The sequence below is a fragment of the Desulfobacter vibrioformis DSM 8776 genome (assembly GCF_000745975.1).
Lineage (GTDB): Bacteria > Desulfobacterota > Desulfobacteria > Desulfobacterales > Desulfobacteraceae > Desulfobacter > Desulfobacter vibrioformis.
This window is the reverse complement of sequence record NZ_JQKJ01000035.1, coordinates 13514-31713: the sequence shown is the minus strand read 5'-3', so window position 1 is coordinate 31713 and position 18200 is coordinate 13514. Positions and strand designations below refer to the sequence as shown.

The following is an 18200-nucleotide window of genomic DNA, read 5'->3' as shown; positions in this document are numbered from 1 at the left end:
TACCACGGCACCCTTAAAACCCTGCTTCAATCCCTGCAAATCAGCCACGGTTTGTTTTTTAAATACAAATCAGGGGTGCTTATTATCCGGAAAACTTCCCCGGCCTATGTCAAGGTGCTCATGCCCGGCACCCAGGAAAACCTGATAAAATTATTAAGTTCTTTCGGGGTCCAGGAGTCTTTTTATGATGAACTCTCTTCCCGGATCGTTTTCAACACGGACTATTATACCTACCTGACCATTTACGATTATTTCAAAAATAATCCATACCTCACCCTGGTTGTTTTTGACATCATGATCCTTGAATCCCAGGACAGCCATAAATATAAACATGGTATTGACTGGTCACAATTGACTGCCAGTTTAACGGACTTATATGAAGATCCGCTTAAATTTAATGTCACCGGCTCAGATGACGGATTTTCCCTGAATCTCGGTGGCGGCCACTTATCACTTCAATCCGTTGTGGAATCCCTGGACGAATTAAAGGATTTTACCGTTCTTCAGTCTGCCCGGATCTCTGTCATGAACGGCTCCACCGCTGAACTTGATGTGTCGGAAAAAATCCCCTACGTCAAAGAAATTACCGTGTCATCCATTGATGGCGCTACAGATACCGTTGCCCAGGGCTACGAATTTGATACCGTGTCGTCCGGCTTGATCTTAAAACTCAAACCCTCAGTGTCCGGGAACATCATTTCCACGCAATTTACCGGAAACATCCAAAGTTTGATTGAATTTCTTGAAGTGGGCACGGAGCCGAATCTTGTCAGACAGCCGCAAATATCCATTCGTAAAATTGATAATCAGATCGTGTTTAGGGCTGGTGAAACAACTCTAATCGGCGGTTTGAAATATAACAAAGGAAGCGTGTTAAGGTCATCTTTAAGCTGGTTAAAGACGGGCCTTGATAATCAGGAAACCACGCAGTTTTCGGTTTCCATATTAATCAACAGTGAGGTTATACGCTATGTTTTCACTTAGGCGAATCCTCAGCGTTTTATCATTGATCCTTTTGGGGATCACTGGTCTTGCTTTGGCAACAACCGCTTACACCCCTTTGATTTCATCAGATATGTTTGATGGCGTCAGAACCGATGTCAACACCGCGGCCTCGGGCATCATTACTATACTGATAATCATTGTTGGAGTGGGGTTGCTTATCAAAGTTTTTCGTTAATTTTTTTTTAAAAGGAGAAGTATCATGAATTTTTTTACCCCTACCCAGATTTTTCTTGCAGCCATGTTTTCTGTATTCTTCGGCATGTTCGGCCTGTCTTTTGCCACACCGACTGTCGCAGATCTATGGACCGCTTTTGACATCTCAACCATCAACGGTCAGGTGCTCACCGTCCTGACAACCTTTGTGACCATTAACCTGGCCTTCCTGGCCTACAAGTACATCCGGCGTACCATGAGCCGCGGTTAATTTTTTCAAGGGGTGGGGGCGTCTTTCCCCCATCCCTTCCCGAAAGGTGTTTTATGGAAACGGATCTCATTAATTTAATGTTTACACAGTTCAAAGATAATCTTTCCAGTTTTATATCAAATGACATATCCGTAATCCTCCTTGCCATGCTTTCTTTGATGTTCACTGTTTTTGCGTTTGTTAAAATCCGTGAAATTTTCAATTTCGGCATGACTGAAGAGGAGATAGACGCCAAAAATGCATTTAACCGGTGGCAGTACAGTAAAGGCACTTGGCGTGAACAATTGATGAGGGAAGAGTATCAAGCTAGTTTAGATGCTATCCGAGATCCGTACCTTGGGGAGCCATATTATGGTGGTTATGATGATTCCGAGGTTCGAATTAAGTCTCAATATCATGATCCCGAATATTTCACATCAAATAGAAGAGGGGGCTTTTGAAGTTAACGATGATAGATTTAGAAGCGTTCGGCAATGGGTTTGGCCTTGTTGTTGTTTCCTTGCTCCTGGGCATCATTATCCGGGCCATTGTATCAGCCCTTCGGATCGGATCTTCCCGTTTCCATTCAATAGGCATCTTGTTTTTTTTAATCATTTTCTCAAATACCGAATCATATGCCGCCGTCACAAAGACCGGCCAGGTGGATCTTTACCGGGTGGGTCAAGTTGATGCGTTTTTTGTTGTGGACGAATACCTTTTTAATACATCGGATTTTACCCAAATTGATCTTTTAACCAAAGCCTATTACCAAAGAGCCGTGATCACGGCCACCGATCTTGATGCAGATCCGGGCCGGGTCGATTATATTCAGATTACCGACACCTCGGATTTGATGTCCAAAAGTATCTCGTTAATCATTGGTGCCCTTTCATGTAACGCCCTGGCCCTGGGCCTGTCCTTGAGGTTTTAAAATGATTTCTTTACCCGAAGGCTTTGACCTTTCTGTTTTTATTGGTGAGATTGTCACCTATGTGGGTTTTCCCGTTGTGGGAATCGCTTTTTCTTTTTGTGTTTTCAGGTTGATTTCATACTCATTGAGTTTGGGATCAAAAAACTAAATGAAACATGATTAAACTCATTGCTTTCATAACGATGGTCATTGACCATTCTGCCATTTTCTTTTTCCCGGAGCATGAATTGATAATGCGCTCCCTGGGTGCTCTGTCCTTTCCCCTTTTTGCGTATTTCATTACCCAGGGCCTGAAATATACCAAAGACCTTCAGCTTTATATCATCGCCCTGGTTACTTGCGCCTGTGTCACCCAGCCCCTGTTTAATATCCTGTTCCCGGACCTGTATAGACTCAATGATCTCTACACCCTGCTTTTCGGTTTGATTATCCTTGTCCTTTATGAACGGTACGGCTTTCAGGCATTTTATTTGACTCTGCTTCTCGCTTTGGCCAACGTCGTTTCGATCTATATTTTCATAGTCTTTGCCATTTATTTTTTGCACCATCGGCCGGTCCACCTCCTGGGCGCTATGACCGCCTTTTATCTTTTAGTTTATCATCTATCCGGAGCACCTTATGTTTTGTTTGGTCCGGCTTCCGTCTTCCTCATGTACGCCACCAGGGTAACCCCCCTACCCTTACCTGGAATAATTCAAAAGTATTTTTATTATCTTGCCTATCCTGGACATTTCCTGATTATCATTTTATGTAAATGAAATTTTTGAGTTAGTTTCTGTTTATGCAGACTGAAATTCATTATATTTTTGAACTTCTCGATTTTTTAATGGATGAAATCGAATTCCACGTGAATAATGAATCCTTTGAGCGCGATCTGATAACCAGTAAACAATTTTTTCAAATACAACTGAAATTTGAAAGGGTTTCTGAATTATTATCTTACTCATGGAACCATCAGGATTATCTGGCCGCCATAGAAATAACGAAATCCATTGGTTATGCCTCTATTTCTGAAATTTCCCGTAAGCTCGGGATTATATATATAAAATCTGTTGAAATGATTTATGAAATGGAAAGAGAAGGGATTATAACAAAGCCGAAGGATGAGCGGGGCTATTGGGTTTATATTGATGATAAAAAAAATTGAAAATGATAAAGGGGTTTTATGCAAGAGTATGAATTTATCTGGGACCCTGTTAAGGCAGATAAAAATTTATTGAAACATAGAGTTTCATTTGATGAGGCCAGAACGGTTTTTAAAGATCCTTTCGCCCGGGTGAAATTTGATTCTGAGCATTCATTGGATGAGGAGCGTTTCATTATCCTGGGTTTAAGTTCATATCTTAAGGTTCTGATTGTTTGCTATTGTTGCCGCAGTAGTGATACAATTAGAATTATCTCGGCCCGTAAAGCCACCAGAGAAGAACAAAAAGATTATGTGAGGTTAAAATGAAAGAACAATATAATTTTTCTGATTCTGTAAAGAATCCTTTTGTTAATCACCCCCAAGTTGACCCTGGTAAGGTTGAGGTTTCCCTTCTTTTAGATAGTGATGTCGTTTCATTTTTAAAACGGCAATGCGGCAATGATTATCAGGAATTCATTAATAGGCTGCTTCGTACATATATGGCCCAAAACAGATAGGGCTTTCAGTACGGGTTCCACCATCCATGCCACCGACAAACCCGAAAGGTTTTTGATGGTGGAGCCCGGGGTCTACGGCATTACTTTCAAAACAATTTTCTTTGATGCTCAACAATAACGCCTTGAGAGCTAAATTCACGATAACCCCGCAATGCGAGATATTCGACAACAGCGGATTGAGACGACAAACCGAGAGACTCTTGGAGAGCCACCAGGGCATGGACAGATTCATAGGACAAGGAGAAAGCTTTTTTTTGCTTCTTTAATTCCGGATTCATCGGTTTTCGCCCGGCTCCTGGACGAACACCGCCACGCTGAAAACATGATTTCACCTCCTGCCAGGTTTCGGCGCCGTCCTCATTATTACCCCCAACGGCCTTCCAAATGCGTCCAGAATCATCACTGACAGCAACACAACCAGGTACCCATTTCTGTGGATCTCTTAATTCATTCATCCAGCCTTGATATTCATCATCAAAAAAAATAAAAACACCGCCTGCTGCATACTCTTTACCGCTGCATTCTTTCCTATGAGCCTTTTCCGCTTCAATCTCTTTCATGTAATTCATTTTCAATCTCCTTTTTTTTGTTTTATATTTGATTAAAGTTATACCAAAATCAAAAAGATTTATCAAGAAAAAAGTAATACCAAAATCAAAAAAAAATGGAAAACTTTTTACTGTGGAATATCGAAGATTTTAAGATTTATAACTCTGAGATCGGTGGGAATGTTGCTCTGTAAAGAGTTTGGGCGTGTGCCAGTCGAGTGCTTGAGCCGGGCGGAATCCCCAGCGTATTCACAACGGACCAGGACCGGCTATATACAACAACCTTTGGTTCGCTTTCATCGTTTTAAGATCGGCCCAGGGATATCCAGGTGGGTCAAGCTTTTGTGCGCCGAACCGGGGATTCTCCAGGTGGATACCAGGCTTCGCCGTTGCACTTCTTCCAGATAAACCCATCACCCCTCTTTATAAACTGTTTTTAAAAAACAGCGTTTACCAAACCTCTGCAAAGACTGTCCGTTAGGACCCATAAGCGTTTAGGGTTTTCCTTTTGAAATTTTAGGAAGCCTTTAGAATGCCGGCATTAAATTTTCTATAAATGAGAGCTACGCGAACTTTTGAAAAATTTAATGCCGGCATTCTAAAGGCTCGGGTTGACTCCGCCTGTCCGGCAATTGACGTGCCTCGTTGTTCGTGCTTCCGGCAGTCATCTCGCGTTATTTCCCAGGAGGCCCTCAGGGCCTCCCCACGAGCATGCCCCCCCTACCCTATAATTTTCCAAAAAATAACGATTCTGTTTTTTGAATAAAAATCAGAATTTTATTCTCCGGCAAATCAATTTTTCCCCTGAATCCCGAGTAGATCACCACCGGCGCTGGTCGAAAATTTTGATTTCTGAAAAATCACGCCGAATATTATTCGATAGACATAAATTTAACGTGTGCTGAAGTTCTGGTACTCCTCCGCTAATATTTTTTTAAGGTTGGCACAAAAAATGGACTTGGTAGTTGTTTCCAAATCGTGTCCGAAGTTTGTCTTGATAAACCAATATAGATTTAATATTGTATGGTCATGAGCCGTAAAAGAAGCATATGTTTTACAATTTTCCTAAATGAAGAAGAACGTAAACGTCTGAATTTATTACGATTGTCTTTGAAAGAGAGCAAGTCAAGTATTGTTAGACGGTTGCTTGATGATGAGTATAAACGTATTTTTGGCTTGAAAAATGGGGAAAAGCCTTGACAATGAGTTGGTAAAAGCTTAGGAATGATTGTACATACAAAAGAAAAGGGGTCTCTCCTGCCAGAGATAACCCCTTAAAATTAGGCTGATACCACCACAAGGAACACAGCCCAAAAACACGTCTTGATGGTATCAGCCTTTACACAAACTGTAAAGGTTTTTTGTTATGATGCCTGCCCCGGTTAAGACTCAGGACGTTATTAATAAAAATCATCCACCTGGAAAATTAGGTGATCCTCGTTTCCGTCTTCATGATATTGCCTCTCGTATTCTTTTAGATCCCAAGTTCGGTACCAAGGAAGAAAAAGAGAAAATTGATGCCGGAATTTATCCTCGGGTTACCAAGTGTCAGAAAATACCTTTTATAAATGGTAATAAATCTTCCCATGTTGACGGGGTTCCGCTCAAGAGATCCAAGCAGGAAGGTTTTTTTGGTTTTGGTGGACTATTTTCTTGTGCATCTGTTTGGAGTTGTCCAATTTGTTCTTCACGCATTGCGGATACGCGTTGTCAAGAGATATCCCGAGCCTTTGAAATTTGGCAAGAAATAGGCAAAGACGGCAGTTTAAGAACGTGGAGTGAAGATCAACAATCTTGGGTGAATTCTTGGGGTGATAAAGACAGTCTTCATTCTCAGGTAATGATTTCTTTCACGGTACCTCATTATGTTGATCAATCTATAAGTGACCTTCGGGAAAGCTTTATGAACAGTCGTCGGGCATTAAAGCGCCAAGATGAATTAAAGAAAAATCCGTCGTTTATGCCCTGGAAGATTATTTGTAAAGAATTTGGTGTTAAAGGAACCATTTCCGCTGTAGAGGTTACTTATGGGTTTAATGGTTGGCATCCACATTCCCATGATATTTTTTTTCTTGATCGCAAGCTTGACCATGAAGAGCTTGAAGAATTAAGGACCAGATTAACCACCGCTTGGGTGTATGCCTGCAAGCGGTCTGATGTTCGTATGTCTCCTGACCAAGAGACTTATATGTATCAACGCTCTGTGAATGTTCGAAACGCTCCCACCGCAGAGGAATATATTTCAAAATTCGGTTATCAGGGCATGTCACCGGAAGCCGCTAAAGCCGAATACGAAAAATTCAAAGATGTTCTTAACCCTGGGTGGGGAGCTGCCCAGGAGCTTACCAAATCTCACATCAAAATGTCTCGGGGTGATAAAGGTTACACGCCCTGGGATTTCTTACGCATCATTGACGAGTTCCCGGACAATGATGATGTCTATTTACAATTCGGGCGCTTATTCCGCGATTACTCACGCACATTTTTTGGTTCAAGGCAACTATTCTGGTCTAAGGGGTTCAAGGAAGAACTCATTAGTTACGGCGAAGCTACAGGTTATATATTATCAGACCTTTGATTTTTATGTGTATAGTGCGTATTTATAGGTATGATTTGTATTAGTTAAAGTGTCTGGTGATCATCACAAATTCAAGCATGAAAATGGCAAAATAGTAATTGTCCCCCATCCCCATACAAGAAGCGGTAGAATTATATTATAACGGAGAAGACATATCTGAACCTCCAGCTCCCTCTAAAATGGAAGATCTTTTAGATTCAGATCTATATACCAGAGACAGTTTTTTGTATCTTGCTGATATTGATTTCGCTTTCATAGCTCCCAAAACCCAAAGGGTAAATATCACGGTGCCTGAGTATAAACTCGTCAGGATTGACAGGGCTGCAAAAGCCAGGGGTATTTCCAGGTCTGCTTTTTTTGTGGATTCTGCGGAACAATTCATCAGGAATTTAGGTGTTGCGAATACTGTTGGAAAAAGGCAAAAAAAGAGTATGCTCTCCCATCAAATTCAATCGCATTCAGAAAGACCCGGTCAGTACCCTTCAGATTAAAACAAATCGAAAAGTAAAAGGCTCATGTTGCATTTCAGGATCGTATGATGGTAGAGAGTAAATTTTTTGACTCAATTCACATAGGACCCCAACGGACTTTTTAGTTGTGCCCGATAGGGCATGGGGTCTTACAAAAAACGCCTGAAACAGGTCTTACACTTACGTCCCCTTTAAGGAGAAACGATGCGTATATATGCAGTTGCGGATATTCACGGAAAACCTGAACATATGGAATCCATGTACAAAATTTTAGACCAGTACCATCCGGAGTTGATTGTTATCCCTGGTGATATGACCCATTTTTTTAACTGGTCCACCGTCCTTTCCCAGCTCGACAGCCTTCCGGTTCCCGTTCTGGTGGTCCGGGGAAATACGGATTTTAAACGCATTGAATCCAGGATAAAAAAAGCAGCCAATATCACGCTGCTAACGGAGACACCCTTTAAGGTCAAAGACTTCTCTTTTGTGGGGATTTCAGGAACCCTGCCCTTGCCCTTTGCCAACAGAATCGGCCTGAATGAAAAAAAACGGATTGCCGCCCTTCCCTGCCCCATGGAACCGGACACGGTGCTGGTGGTCCATACGCCGCCCAGGGGTGCGTGCGACCGTGTGGGCAAAAAAATCCATGCCGGCAGCCTGAACCTGGCCCGGTTTATCACCGCCGCAACCCCAAGCCTTGTGCTTTGCGGCCATATCCACGAAGATTTCGGGCTTAAAACCCTTCATCAAAGTACCGTGGTTAACTGCGCCATAGCAGGCCCGGGGTCAGGAGCCGTCATTGACCTTGAAAAAAATGAGTGCCCCAGGGTTAATCTGTTGCAACCGGACACGCCCCAGCGTTAGGAACTCGAAAAAAAATGAAAAAGCTCAATCCAAATGCAGGCCTCTGCAGGCGCTGGCACCGTCTTCTGAGGGCAGGGCCTCATTAAATATTTCTAACAGCTTGACGGTTTGTTTGGCCATCATGACGCAATTTCCGGAAATGGCGTAGTACATGATGCTCAGGCGTGTCTTTGAGGACTCCTCCCTGATCCTGGCAATCTGATTTGCATTGTATTCATCCACAAGGTCCCTAAGATAATGAAATCTTGAACCGATGTGGTTGCAGTCCACAATATCATTTTTATTAAATGCGATTTCAACCTGTTCAAAAATGAAAAGAATTTCTGTCTTGACCTCCTTGAGTTCCTCAATCTGGGCGGGTAAAAGCCCCTTGTGCCGGTTGGCCACATGCATGGTGGACCTGATCACCGTATCCCGATACCCGTCATTTATTTTCTGAAGGCGCCGGATAATCTGGTAATAGTTGAAAGACCCCTTGCGATCCGTACGCTGCAAAAGGCGTAATACCTTAAAGATATTTGCAATAATGATATTACTGCTCATCTGGAACTGTTTGACCTTCCTGCGCTGTTCCCTTAAGGTCTCCAGATCCTCTTGAAACAGCGCATCAAAGGCAGTGCCTAAAGAGAGTCTTATGTTGCGGAGATGGAGGGCAATGTGACCAAATGTTGCAGAAACAGAAGATTGGAAATCTTCCACTTCTTCAAGATGGTAAATGGTGATTTCCTCTTTGGTTTTTTCATTGCCTTCGTGACGTTTTTTGTTTTTGAGGATCATGAAAAATACAAATATCATCAGGCCGACCACGCCGGGCATTTTGAAATGATAGATAATATTGCCGCAGATAAAGGAAGCCACAAAGGCAATAAGAGCGGTCATGAACCAGCCGCCTATGACTGTTAAAACACCGGTGACACGGTATACAGCGCTTTCCCTGCCCCAGGCCTGGTCAGAAAACGAAGACCCCATGGCAACCATAAACGTCACATACGTGGTGGACAAAGGCAGTTTCAGAGAAGTGGCCAGGGAGACCACGGCAGATGCCACCATCAGGTTTACAGACGCACGCAGCAGATCAAAGGATGGTTTTTCCTTTACCCCGACATAGGCGTCTTCGGGGACCGGGCTGAGTCTTCTGGCCACAATCTTGCCGATGATGGGGGGTGAGATAGCTTTGACAGAGGTAAACAGACTGTGGAACAGGTTGACAATGCGTCTGGACAGCCAGACAGATTCAAAGCGCTCCATGCCTTCATCCTGCTGCCCCAGGCTGATTTCTGTTTCGGTCACTGTTCTTGCCTTGCGTGATACCCACAGGGTTATTACCATGATGATACCTGCAATGAGCATGATAAAGGTCTGGGTATGAATTTTTCCCCCCAGTGCCCCCATGGTGATGTTCATGGGATCAGATGAGGCAATCGCTGTTTTAAAGGCATTCAGGCCTGCCAGGGGTACACCGATAAAATTGACAAGATCATTGGCTGCAAAAGCCATGGCCAGGGCAAACGTGCCCACAAGGACAATGGGTTTAAGAATATTGACGTTGAATGCGCTGATAAGGATCTGCAGGATGATGGCAGAGACTGTAAAAATGCCGCCCATGATAATAAAAGAGTGGGTTTTTATCCATGTCACCATCTGCGGGTCCATGAAAGTAGAGCCTTTGGCCCCTTTTACAAGGATAAAAAAGGTAATGACGGTAAGGGCCACACCACCCCAGAGCGCACCGTAATACTTCAGCCGTTTTTTATAATTAAAGGTAAAGATAAGTCTGGATATAAACTGAACAATTGCACCTGAGGCAAATGCCACGATAATGGATAATAATATCCCAAAGACTATGGTAATGGCTTTGGCGTAGTTAATATAATCCACAAGCCCAAGACCCGAATCCGCATGGGCGGCCAGTTTTATTATGGACAGGGCCACGGCAGACCCAAGGAGTTCAAATACAATGGATACTGTTGTGGAGGTGGGCAGACCATATGTGTTGAAAAGATCTAAAAGCAGGATGTCCGTGAGCATGACTGCCAGAAATATGATCAGAAGTTCGGGCATGGTAAACAGCTCGGGATGAAAAATACCTTTTCGGGCAACTTCCATCATGCCTTCGGAAAAAGTAACGCCGGCCAGAATGCCGACACTTGCAATAATCATGATTATTTTAAAGGGCGCGGCCTTGGATCCGATTGAGGAGGTTAAAAAATTAACCGCATCATTGGTAACCCCTACAATCAGATCAAAAATGGCAAACAGGATCAGCATCCCTACGATGACATAGCATATTTCAATGCCCATGGTGGTTTTATTCCCTTTGTGAAGGTTGGACATATACGGCCCGGGGTATTCCGTCCGTTTTATCAGAATTGCAATCCTAACATTATTCTCACATGTTGCTAATATTTTGCTTCTTTATAAGGCTTTTGGCCCTGATTTGGCAAGGGGTTTATCAATCTGTAGAATGGCGTGACTGTTTTGTGTGTCATCTGCAGTGGTTAAGGACGGTGGGTGGTGCAGAAGGTGGTTAAGAACGGTTTTTCAAGGATAGAATCATGTCGTAAATCTTGGACTTAGGGATGTTGGCAAGCCCGGCTATTTTTTTTGCAAGTTCACCGGTCCGTGTATCCTGATTCAGGCCATCCCTGATCATGGCCTCGATCTGGTCTAAGGACAAGCCGGCTGGCTGTTCATCCTCTCCATGGATAAACAGGACGCATTCCCCTTTGATTGTTTCCCTCTCCTCAAGGGTGGATAGAATAAGGGACAAAGGACCACGTATAAACTCCTCATACTGTTTTGTCAATTCCCTGGCAAGACAGGCCTGGCGGTCGCCAAACGCGGTGATAGCCGAAGAGATCAGCCGGATCACGCGCCGGGGGGATTCATAAAATATCAGTGTGGCTTTGTGACGGGCCGCGTCATTGAGAAAGCTGTCCAGGCGGCCCTGTTTTTTAGGCGGAAAGCCCAGGAAAAGAAAGGTGTCCGTGGGCAGGCCGGCTGCGCTTAATCCGGTCACCGCAGCATTGCATCCGGGAACCGGCACAATGGGAATGCCTTTTTTGTGGGCCTGGGAAACCAGACGAAAACCGGGATCTGAAATTAAAGGGGTGCCTGCATCGCTGATCAAGGCAATTGTAGTACCGTTTTCAAGCCGGTGGATCAGGTCATGGGCCTTTGCGGTTTCATTGTACTCATGGCAGGCAATTGTGGGGGTTGTGATGCCGTAATGACCCAGCAGTTTTTTTGAATGACGGGTGTCCTCGGCTGCAATCAGGTCCGCCTCCTTTAACAGGCGTACAGCCCGAAATGTCATATCCTCAAGGTTGCCTAAAGGGGTTGCGACAATATAAAGGGTGCCGGACATGTTAAACCCCTTGAAAGGCATTGGGGATCACAGTGATGTCACAGGCGGTGTGCGAACTGTCCTTGTATAACACTTCCACCACATCAAATCTCAACCGGGTGTTGGTGATTTTATTTTTGCTCAGATAGTACTGGGCACCCATGATAATTTTTTTCTGCTTGGCTGTGGTTACCCCTTCCCGGGGCAGGCCTTTTTTAACGCCTGTACGGGTTTTGATTTCAATAAAGCACAAGGTGTCATTGTCTTTTGCTATGATATCAATCTCAAACTGAGGGGTTGAAAAATTGGATGCCAATACGGTGTAGCCCCGGGATAAAAGGAACTGCCGGGCAGCCAGCTCTCCCTTTTTTCCAAGCTGTTTTCCCCCAAGGCTCATATATCCTTGACACCCCTGAAACTTTTGCGATGAACAGGACAAGGGCCATGGGTCAGGATCGCCTCTTTATGGGCTTTGGTTGGATATCCTTTATGGCGGTTAAACCCATATGCGGGATATTGTAAGTCAAGGTCTGTCATGATTCGGTCCCGGGTGACCTTGGCCAGAATGGAGGCCGCAGCAATGGACAGGCTCAATGCATCCCCTTTAATGACAGGACGCTGGTCTATGGTGATGTCTATGGCAAATTTGCCGTCAATGAGCAGGTAATCCGGTGTAAGGCCCAGGTCTTCAACCGCCCGTTTCATGGAGAGCAGGGATGCCTGCAGAATATTAATCCGGTCAATCTCCCCATGGTCGGCCATGCCAATGCCAAAGGCGATGGCATGGTTTTGGATCAAAGGAAAAAGCGCCTCTCTTTTTTTTTCGGAAAGCTTTTTTGAATCATTGATGCCGGGAACATCAAAATCTTCAGGCAGCACCACTGCCGCAGACACGACAGGGCCGGCAAGGGGTCCCCTGCCGGCCTCATCAACACCTGCAATTACTTTATATCCGCCCAACATGGCCTGCTTTTCAAAGGCCAGCATGTCGGCGCAAACGCGTCCGCAGTTATCAGACAAAGCGTTTTTCTTTGATCCTTGCTGCTTTGCCGCGCAGATTTCTCAAATAGTAAAGTTTGGATCTTCTTACACGTCCCCGGGTCACCACTTCAACATTGTCAATGGCAGGAGAATAAAGGGGAAAAATCCTTTCAACACCAACGCCGCCGGAAATTTTTCTAACGGTGAACCGGGCGCTGGCAAGGCCTTTGGTTTTTTTGATTACAACGCCCTGGAAAATCTGGATACGTTCTTTTTCACCTTCTTTAATTTTTACATGCACCTTTACGGTATCTCCGGAGTCGAAATTCGGGATATCAAGGCGCATTTGTTCTCTTTCAATTTTCTGGATTAGGTTTGCTGTCATGTTTTGTTCCTTCCATTCTTTCAGCCGTTTATTAATCTGTCTAAATATATGGATGCTGCGGACCGGACGCTTAGGTGATTATACGCCCCTGCCCCCTGTATGGGTTCAAGGATATGATCACACTGTTTGATCACTTCCGGTACCAGCCCCCATGCCGTGCCAAACACGATCACATGGGGGGCATTACCCTTCAATTTCTGCCCAAGCGTTCTGCAACTCATTGTGGGGCCCTGGGCATTGGCGCTGGTGGCCACTTTTACCACGGTCTGACCCAGTTCATTTTCTATATCATTGCAGGCTGCTTCAAATGTATCCGCCACCCTGACCCGTTCAAGGGCGGATTTTCGTGCCGGATTAACCGTTCCGCCATGACCATGGGTCCAGTGATCCATGATCTGGAAAGCCAGGGTTTTCTGGTCTTCATAGGGGGTGACCACATAATAGGCCTTTACCCCGAATGTCCGCCCTGCCCTGGCAATGTCATGCAGATCCATATTGGTCAGGGCTGATCCGATGATCTGCCCATTTTTATTGACCACCGGGTAGTGGATCAATGCCAGGTAAAGATTTAGTGTTCCGGGCTCGTTGTTGAAAACCTGATCTTCAGTACCGCATTGATCATTTTGTTCAACGGTTGTACTTGTTTTGGGTGAACTCATTTATGAATTAACGCCTCAAGTTCCCGGCACCACTGCCGCAAAATTTCTTTTTCTTCACTATCCGGCGTCCGGGTTTCAAACAGATCCGGGCGCTTGATAAAGGTTCGTTCCAGTGCAGAGCGCCTGCGCCACTGCCGGATCTTTTCATGATTCCCGGACAAGAGTACCCCGGGGACGGTCATGTCCTCATATACCTCGGGCCGGGTGTACTGGGCATATTCCAGCCGGTTGTCCATAAACGATTCACATTGGGATGATTCATTGCTTCCCAGCACCCCGGGAATCATTCTGGCAACGGCGTCAATGACTGCCATGGCAGCGATCTCCCCGCCGGTCATCACAAAATCACCCACGCAGATCTCTTCATCCACCTGGCGGGTATAAACCCGCTCGTCAATGCCCTCGTACCGGCCGCAGATCAGAATCAGATCCTGTTGGGCTGCGGCAAGTTCACAAGCCCGGGCCTGGGTAAAGGGTTTGCCCTGGGGGCTTAAACATGCCACCCAAGGGGTATCGGCCATCTGTCTGGCAGACATAATGGCTTTTTCCAGAGGCCCCGGCATCATTACCATGCCGCTTCCTCCGCCGTAGGGACGGTCATCCACGCTGTTGTGCCGGTCTGAAGAAAAATCCCGGATGTTGATGGCATCAGCGCTGATAATATTCCGGTCCAAAGCCCTTGCCAGGATGCCGTTGGCAAAAAAAGCCCCAAGGAATTCCGGAAACAGTGTCAGTACAGTAAACTTCATGGCCCAAATCAGTCCGTGATGAACCCCTGGGGCAGTTCAGTTGTAATCACACCGGTGTCAAGGTTTACATCCTTGACAAACACGCCATTCATGGGGATCAGTACTTCCTGTTTGCCCTGGGGCGTTTTATCCGTAACAACCAGGATATCATCGGCTCCGGTGGGAAAAAGCTGCACAACTGTCCCAAGTTCCCCTTCGCAGGCATCCACAACCGTCAACCCGATCAAATCCTGCCAGTACCAGGTGTCTTCATCCAGGTCCGGCAGGTTGTTTTTATCAACCAGGACAAGCTTGCCCACAAGGGATTCCGAGGCCTCCCGGGTGCTGACGCCTTCAAGGTTTAAAAGCACGCCTTTTTTATATCTGCCGGTCCAGCCAATTACATATTCCCGGCCAGAGTCCAGGGGCTCATCCTCATTCTTGAGCACCACGGCAAGCCCTTTGGAAAAGGTATCAGGCGACTGGGCCCAGGACCACACCTTCAGGTTGCCCCCAAGGCCGTGAACGCCCGTGACCTTGCCAATGGTCAGCCAGGTGTCTGAAAATTGCATGGGCACCTGGCCATGGGAGCTACTCAATGATTTCCAGTACCGTGCGCTTTTTCAGCTTTGTAGCCGCGGCACTCAGGATTGTCCTCATGGCCCTGGCAGATCTGCCCTGTTTACCGATCACCTTGCCTAGATCTTCCTTTGCCACCTTGAGTTCAAGCACGGAAGTCTGGTCACCTGTTACTTCAGATACCTGAACTTCATCGGGATTGTCTACCAATGCCTTTGCTAAATACTCAATCAGCTCTTTCATAAAAACGTCTCCTAATACAATGACTTAAAGGCCCGGCGGTTTTCAAGACGTGTCCTGCGGTTTTGTTCTCTTAAGAGGGCCTTCCCTTAGGCAGAAACGCTTTGTGCGCTCTGTTTTTTCAGGATACTTTTTACCGTTGTGGAGGGTTTTGCACCCTGTTCCAGCCAGTACTGTACCCGCTCTTGTTTCAGGGTTATAACAGCAGGATTTTGCATGGGATCATAGGTACCGACCGCTTCAAGGAACTTGCCGTCCCTGGGCGCCTCAATATCGGCGGCAACGATTCTGTAAAAGGGTTTCTTTTTAGTGCCTTTACGGGTAAGTCTGAGTTTTACTGCCATGGTTTTTCTTGTCTCCTTAGAACGGAAGCATGCCCCGAAGGGATTTCATGCCGCCTTTATTAAATTTTTTCACCATTTTCATGGACTGGGTATAACTTTTAAGCAGTTTATTCACATCCTGAATCGATGTTCCCGAGCCAAGGGCAATCCTTCTTTTACGCGATGCTTTCAGGATTGCGTGTTTGGCCCGTTCCTCGGGGGTCATGGAGTTAATAATTGCCTCTATTTTTAGAAATTCTTTATCGTCTATGTTCAAATCATTGAGCATCTTTTTATTCACCCCGGGCAGCATGCCCAAAAGATCCTTTATGGATCCCATTTTGCGAACCTGCTGCATCTGATTTTTAAAATCTTCCAGGGTAAACTGGTTTTTCCTCAGTTTCTTTTCAAGGGCCTGGGCCTCTTTCTGGTCAACCGTCTCGACTGCCTTTTCAATAAAAGACAGGGTATCTCCCATTCCCAGAATTCTGGACGCCATGCGATCCGGATGAAAGGGCTCAAGCGCCGTGGTCTTTTCACCCACACCGATGAACTTTAACGGCTTGCCTGTCACCGCTTTAATGGACAGGGCCGCACCGCCTCTGGCATCACCGTCCATCTTGGTCAGCACAAAGCCTGAAATATCCAGCCGTTTGTCAAATTCACCGGCAATATTTACCGCGTCCTGGCCGGTCATGGCATCTGCCACCAGCAGAATTTCCGCCGGGTTGATGCCCTTTTTCATCTCTTCAAGCTCGACCATGAGCGCGTCATCCAGGTGCAGCCGCCCTGCGGTGTCAATGAGCAACGTGTCGCAGCCAAGGTCCCTTGCGGCAAGCTTTGCCTCCTGGCAAATCTTGAGCGGCTTCATGTCGGTTGTGGATGCAAATACCGGCACCCCCACCTGTTTACCCAGCTTGGTCAACTGGTCGATGGCGGCCGGGCGGTACACATCCACAGGCACAAGATAGGGTTTTCTGCCGATTTTGCACAGAAAGCGCGCCAGCTTGCCCGCTGTGGTCGTTTTGCCGGAACCCTGGAGCCCCACCAGCATGATGGACGTTGCCCCGGTTTGGACAAAATTCAGTTCCTGGTGGGAGGAGCCCATCATTTTTGTAAATTCTTCATTTACAATTTTGATGACCTGCTGGCCCGGGGTCAGACTCTGCATGACCTCCTGACCAAGGGCTCGGGCCTTTATATCTGAAATGACATTTTTTGCAACCTTATAATTGACATCGGCTTCCAGAAGTGCCAATCTGACCTGTTTTAAGCCGTCTTCGATGTTATTCTCGGTAAGGGTCCCGTGTCCTTTTAACTTTTTAAAAACAGAATCCAGCCGATCGCTTAAATTGTCAAACATGTGCAAGATACCCTTTTTCTCAGTAGCAAATCAAATCATTGAATTTATAAAATAATCCGTGTAATGTCAAGAAAATAATAAAAAAAATATACAGGTATGTACAATGAAAGATATACTGGATTTCACCCGGCAGGATCTGGGTAACTGGTTTGAAAATAAGGGAATACGATCATTCAGAGCAGACCAGGTGTTCAAGTGGCTCTACCTGAAACTTGCCGGCAGTTTCGACGAGATGACCGACCTGGGCAAGGCGTTGCGCCTGGAATTGGCCGAACATTTTTTCCTGGGAACCCTGGAGCTGGCAAACATGGAAACGTCTGTTGATACCACAAAGAAGTTTTTGCACCGGCTGGCAGACGGGGAATATGTGGAAAGCGTACTGATACCCGAAAAAGACCATTACACCCTTTGTGTGTCCACCCAGGCCGGATGCGCCATGAACTGCAAGTTCTGCCTGACCGCCAAAACCGGATTTAAAAGAAACCTGACCATGGGAGAGATTGTGGGGCAGATATGGCATGCACGCCGGTATGTGGCCCAACAGGGCCTGGAACCCCTGTTCCTGTCCAATATCGTTTTCATGGGCATGGGGGAGCCTTTGGCCAATTATGACAACCTTATGCGCAGCCTTGGTGTGGTCTTTGATACGGATTTCGGGATGAAGTTTTCATCTCGACGGGTAACGGTTTCCACCTCCGGCATTGCGCCTAGGATCATTCAGCTGGGCCTTGATACCGAAGTGAACCTTGCCGTGTCGCTCAATGCCACGGACAATAATCTGCGTTCAAGTCTGATGCCGGTTAACCGGACCTGGCCCATTGAGACATTGCTTGCGGCCTGCAAAAAATTTGACATGAAGCCCAGGAACAAAATCACCTTTGAGTACATTCTGATGAGCGGGATCAATGACAGTGATGCCCATGCCCATGACCTGGCCCGCCTGCTTGCCCCCATTCGCGCAAAAGTGAATCTTATTCCATATAACGAGCATACCCAGGCACCCTTTAAAAGGCCTTCACGGGAGCGGATCAATGCCTTTTTAAGTATTCTTTTGGACCGGAACATGACTGCCATTGTCAGAAAAAGCAAGGGGGATGATATCTCTGCGGCCTGCGGGCAACTCAAAGCGGCCCGGTTGGATTAACCGGCTGGG

The 18200-nt window shown here is 46.0% G+C and carries 25 protein-coding genes; 13 read left to right on the top strand and 12 right to left on the bottom strand.

What is annotated here, in order from left to right:
• From Q366_RS16990 to Q366_RS16955, 8 genes are all read left to right on the top strand, one after another.
• Positions 1–984, top strand: a 984-nt coding sequence (locus Q366_RS16990) for a hypothetical protein (protein WP_035241211.1), incomplete at its 5' end; no start/stop codon positions are given.
• Between the two features lie 220 nt (positions 985–1204).
• On the top strand, positions 1205–1429 hold the full coding sequence (locus tag Q366_RS16985; protein ID WP_156968211.1) for a hypothetical protein: 225 nt from the start codon (positions 1205–1207) through the stop codon (positions 1427–1429).
• Positions 1430–1482: 53 nt separating this feature from the next.
• Positions 1483–1869 carry a hypothetical protein gene (locus Q366_RS16980; protein ID WP_051958120.1) on the top strand — a complete coding sequence of 129 codons (387 nt, stop codon included), beginning with the start codon at positions 1483–1485 and terminating at the stop codon, positions 1867–1869.
• Positions 1870–1877: 8 nt separating this feature from the next.
• On the top strand, positions 1878–2339 hold the full coding sequence (locus Q366_RS16975; protein WP_035241206.1) for a hypothetical protein: 462 nt from the start codon (positions 1878–1880) through the stop codon (positions 2337–2339).
• Positions 2340–2494: 155 nt separating this feature from the next.
• Positions 2495–3097, top strand: a complete 603-nt coding sequence (locus Q366_RS16970; protein WP_035241203.1) for a TraX family protein — start codon at positions 2495–2497, stop codon at positions 3095–3097.
• Positions 3098–3120: 23 nt separating this feature from the next.
• Positions 3121–3486 (top strand): hypothetical protein, encoded by a 366-nt coding sequence (locus tag Q366_RS16965; RefSeq protein WP_035241200.1) that lies wholly within the window; start codon positions 3121–3123, stop codon positions 3484–3486.
• An 18-nt stretch (positions 3487–3504) separates the two neighbouring features.
• Entirely contained in the window at positions 3505–3792 is a 288-nt protein-coding gene (locus Q366_RS16960) for a BrnT family toxin (RefSeq protein WP_035241197.1), read from the top strand.
• The gene (locus Q366_RS16955) at positions 3789–3983 is read left to right on the top strand and encodes a BrnA antitoxin family protein (protein WP_035241194.1); all 195 of its coding nucleotides are present in this window, start codon (positions 3789–3791) and stop codon (positions 3981–3983) included. The genes Q366_RS16960 and Q366_RS16955 overlap by 4 nt, the downstream gene beginning before the upstream one ends.
• An 86-nt stretch (positions 3984–4069) precedes the next feature.
• Here the strand turns inward: Q366_RS16955 and Q366_RS21785 are convergent, their stop codons facing one another.
• Positions 4070–4552: a hypothetical protein gene (locus tag Q366_RS21785; RefSeq protein ID WP_051958119.1), complete on the bottom strand. Its 483-nt coding sequence runs from the start codon at positions 4550–4552 to the stop codon at positions 4070–4072.
• A gap of 1345 nt (positions 4553–5897) precedes the next feature.
• Between Q366_RS21785 and Q366_RS16945 the strand changes: the two genes are divergently transcribed.
• From Q366_RS16945 to Q366_RS16935, 4 genes are all read left to right on the top strand, one after another.
• Positions 5898–7109, top strand: coding sequence for a hypothetical protein (locus Q366_RS16945; RefSeq protein ID WP_035241192.1), 1212 nt, complete (start codon positions 5898–5900; stop codon positions 7107–7109).
• A gap of 49 nt (positions 7110–7158) precedes the next feature.
• Positions 7159–7251 carry a hypothetical protein gene (locus Q366_RS22430; RefSeq protein ID WP_425388331.1) on the top strand — a complete coding sequence of 31 codons (93 nt, stop codon included), beginning with the start codon at positions 7159–7161 and terminating at the stop codon, positions 7249–7251.
• Entirely contained in the window at positions 7208–7600 is a 393-nt protein-coding gene (locus Q366_RS16940) for a type II toxin-antitoxin system HicB family antitoxin (RefSeq protein WP_084691882.1), read from the top strand. The genes Q366_RS22430 and Q366_RS16940 overlap by 44 nt, the downstream gene beginning before the upstream one ends.
• A 183-nt stretch (positions 7601–7783) precedes the next feature.
• Positions 7784–8443 (top strand): metallophosphoesterase family protein, encoded by a 660-nt coding sequence (locus Q366_RS16935; RefSeq protein WP_035241186.1) that lies wholly within the window; start codon positions 7784–7786, stop codon positions 8441–8443.
• A gap of 24 nt (positions 8444–8467) precedes the next feature.
• Here the strand turns inward: Q366_RS16935 and Q366_RS16930 are convergent, their stop codons facing one another.
• The 11 genes from Q366_RS16930 to ffh all read right to left on the bottom strand — a co-directional run bounded on the left by Q366_RS16930 (position 8468) and on the right by ffh (position 17047).
• Positions 8468–10777: an inorganic phosphate transporter gene (locus Q366_RS16930; protein WP_342668604.1), complete on the bottom strand. Its 2310-nt coding sequence runs from the start codon at positions 10775–10777 to the stop codon at positions 8468–8470.
• 193 nt (positions 10778–10970) lie between these two features.
• On the bottom strand, positions 10971–11810 hold the full coding sequence (gene rsmI / locus Q366_RS16925; RefSeq protein ID WP_035241183.1) for a 16S rRNA (cytidine(1402)-2'-O)-methyltransferase: 840 nt from the start codon (positions 11808–11810) through the stop codon (positions 10971–10973).
• Position 11811: 1 nt separating this feature from the next.
• Positions 11812–12186, bottom strand: a complete 375-nt coding sequence (locus Q366_RS16920; protein ID WP_035241180.1) for a YraN family protein — start codon at positions 12184–12186, stop codon at positions 11812–11814.
• Positions 12183–12776: a ribonuclease HII gene (locus Q366_RS16915; protein ID WP_035241223.1), complete on the bottom strand. Its 594-nt coding sequence runs from the start codon at positions 12774–12776 to the stop codon at positions 12183–12185. The genes Q366_RS16920 and Q366_RS16915 overlap by 4 nt, the downstream gene beginning before the upstream one ends.
• 25 nt (positions 12777–12801) lie before the next feature.
• Entirely contained in the window at positions 12802–13155 is a 354-nt protein-coding gene (rplS, locus tag Q366_RS16910) for a 50S ribosomal protein L19 (RefSeq protein ID WP_035241177.1), read from the bottom strand.
• A gap of 20 nt (positions 13156–13175) precedes the next feature.
• Positions 13176–13814, bottom strand: coding sequence for an RNA methyltransferase (locus tag Q366_RS16905; RefSeq protein WP_084691880.1), 639 nt, complete (start codon positions 13812–13814; stop codon positions 13176–13178).
• Positions 13811–14563, bottom strand: coding sequence for a tRNA (guanosine(37)-N1)-methyltransferase TrmD (gene trmD, locus Q366_RS16900; protein ID WP_035241175.1), 753 nt, complete (start codon positions 14561–14563; stop codon positions 13811–13813). Before trmD ends, Q366_RS16905 begins: the two co-directional genes overlap by 4 nt.
• An 8-nt stretch (positions 14564–14571) precedes the next feature.
• Complete coding sequence (gene rimM, locus Q366_RS16895; protein WP_245619995.1) at positions 14572–15141, bottom strand: ribosome maturation factor RimM; 570 nt, start codon at positions 15139–15141, stop codon at positions 14572–14574.
• Positions 15134–15364, bottom strand: a complete 231-nt coding sequence (locus Q366_RS16890; RefSeq protein WP_004074325.1) for a KH domain-containing protein — start codon at positions 15362–15364, stop codon at positions 15134–15136. The genes rimM and Q366_RS16890 overlap by 8 nt, the downstream gene beginning before the upstream one ends.
• Before the next feature lie 86 nt (positions 15365–15450).
• Complete coding sequence (gene rpsP / locus Q366_RS16885) at positions 15451–15705, bottom strand: 30S ribosomal protein S16 (RefSeq protein ID WP_035241167.1); 255 nt, start codon at positions 15703–15705, stop codon at positions 15451–15453.
• A gap of 16 nt (positions 15706–15721) precedes the next feature.
• Positions 15722–17047, bottom strand: a complete 1326-nt coding sequence (gene ffh / locus Q366_RS16880) for a signal recognition particle protein (protein ID WP_035241163.1) — start codon at positions 17045–17047, stop codon at positions 15722–15724.
• A 103-nt stretch (positions 17048–17150) separates the two neighbouring features.
• Between ffh and rlmN the strand changes: the two genes are divergently transcribed.
• On the top strand, positions 17151–18191 hold the full coding sequence (gene rlmN, locus Q366_RS16875; protein WP_035241161.1) for a dual-specificity RNA methyltransferase RlmN: 1041 nt from the start codon (positions 17151–17153) through the stop codon (positions 18189–18191).
• Positions 18192–18200 lie beyond the last annotated feature (9 nt).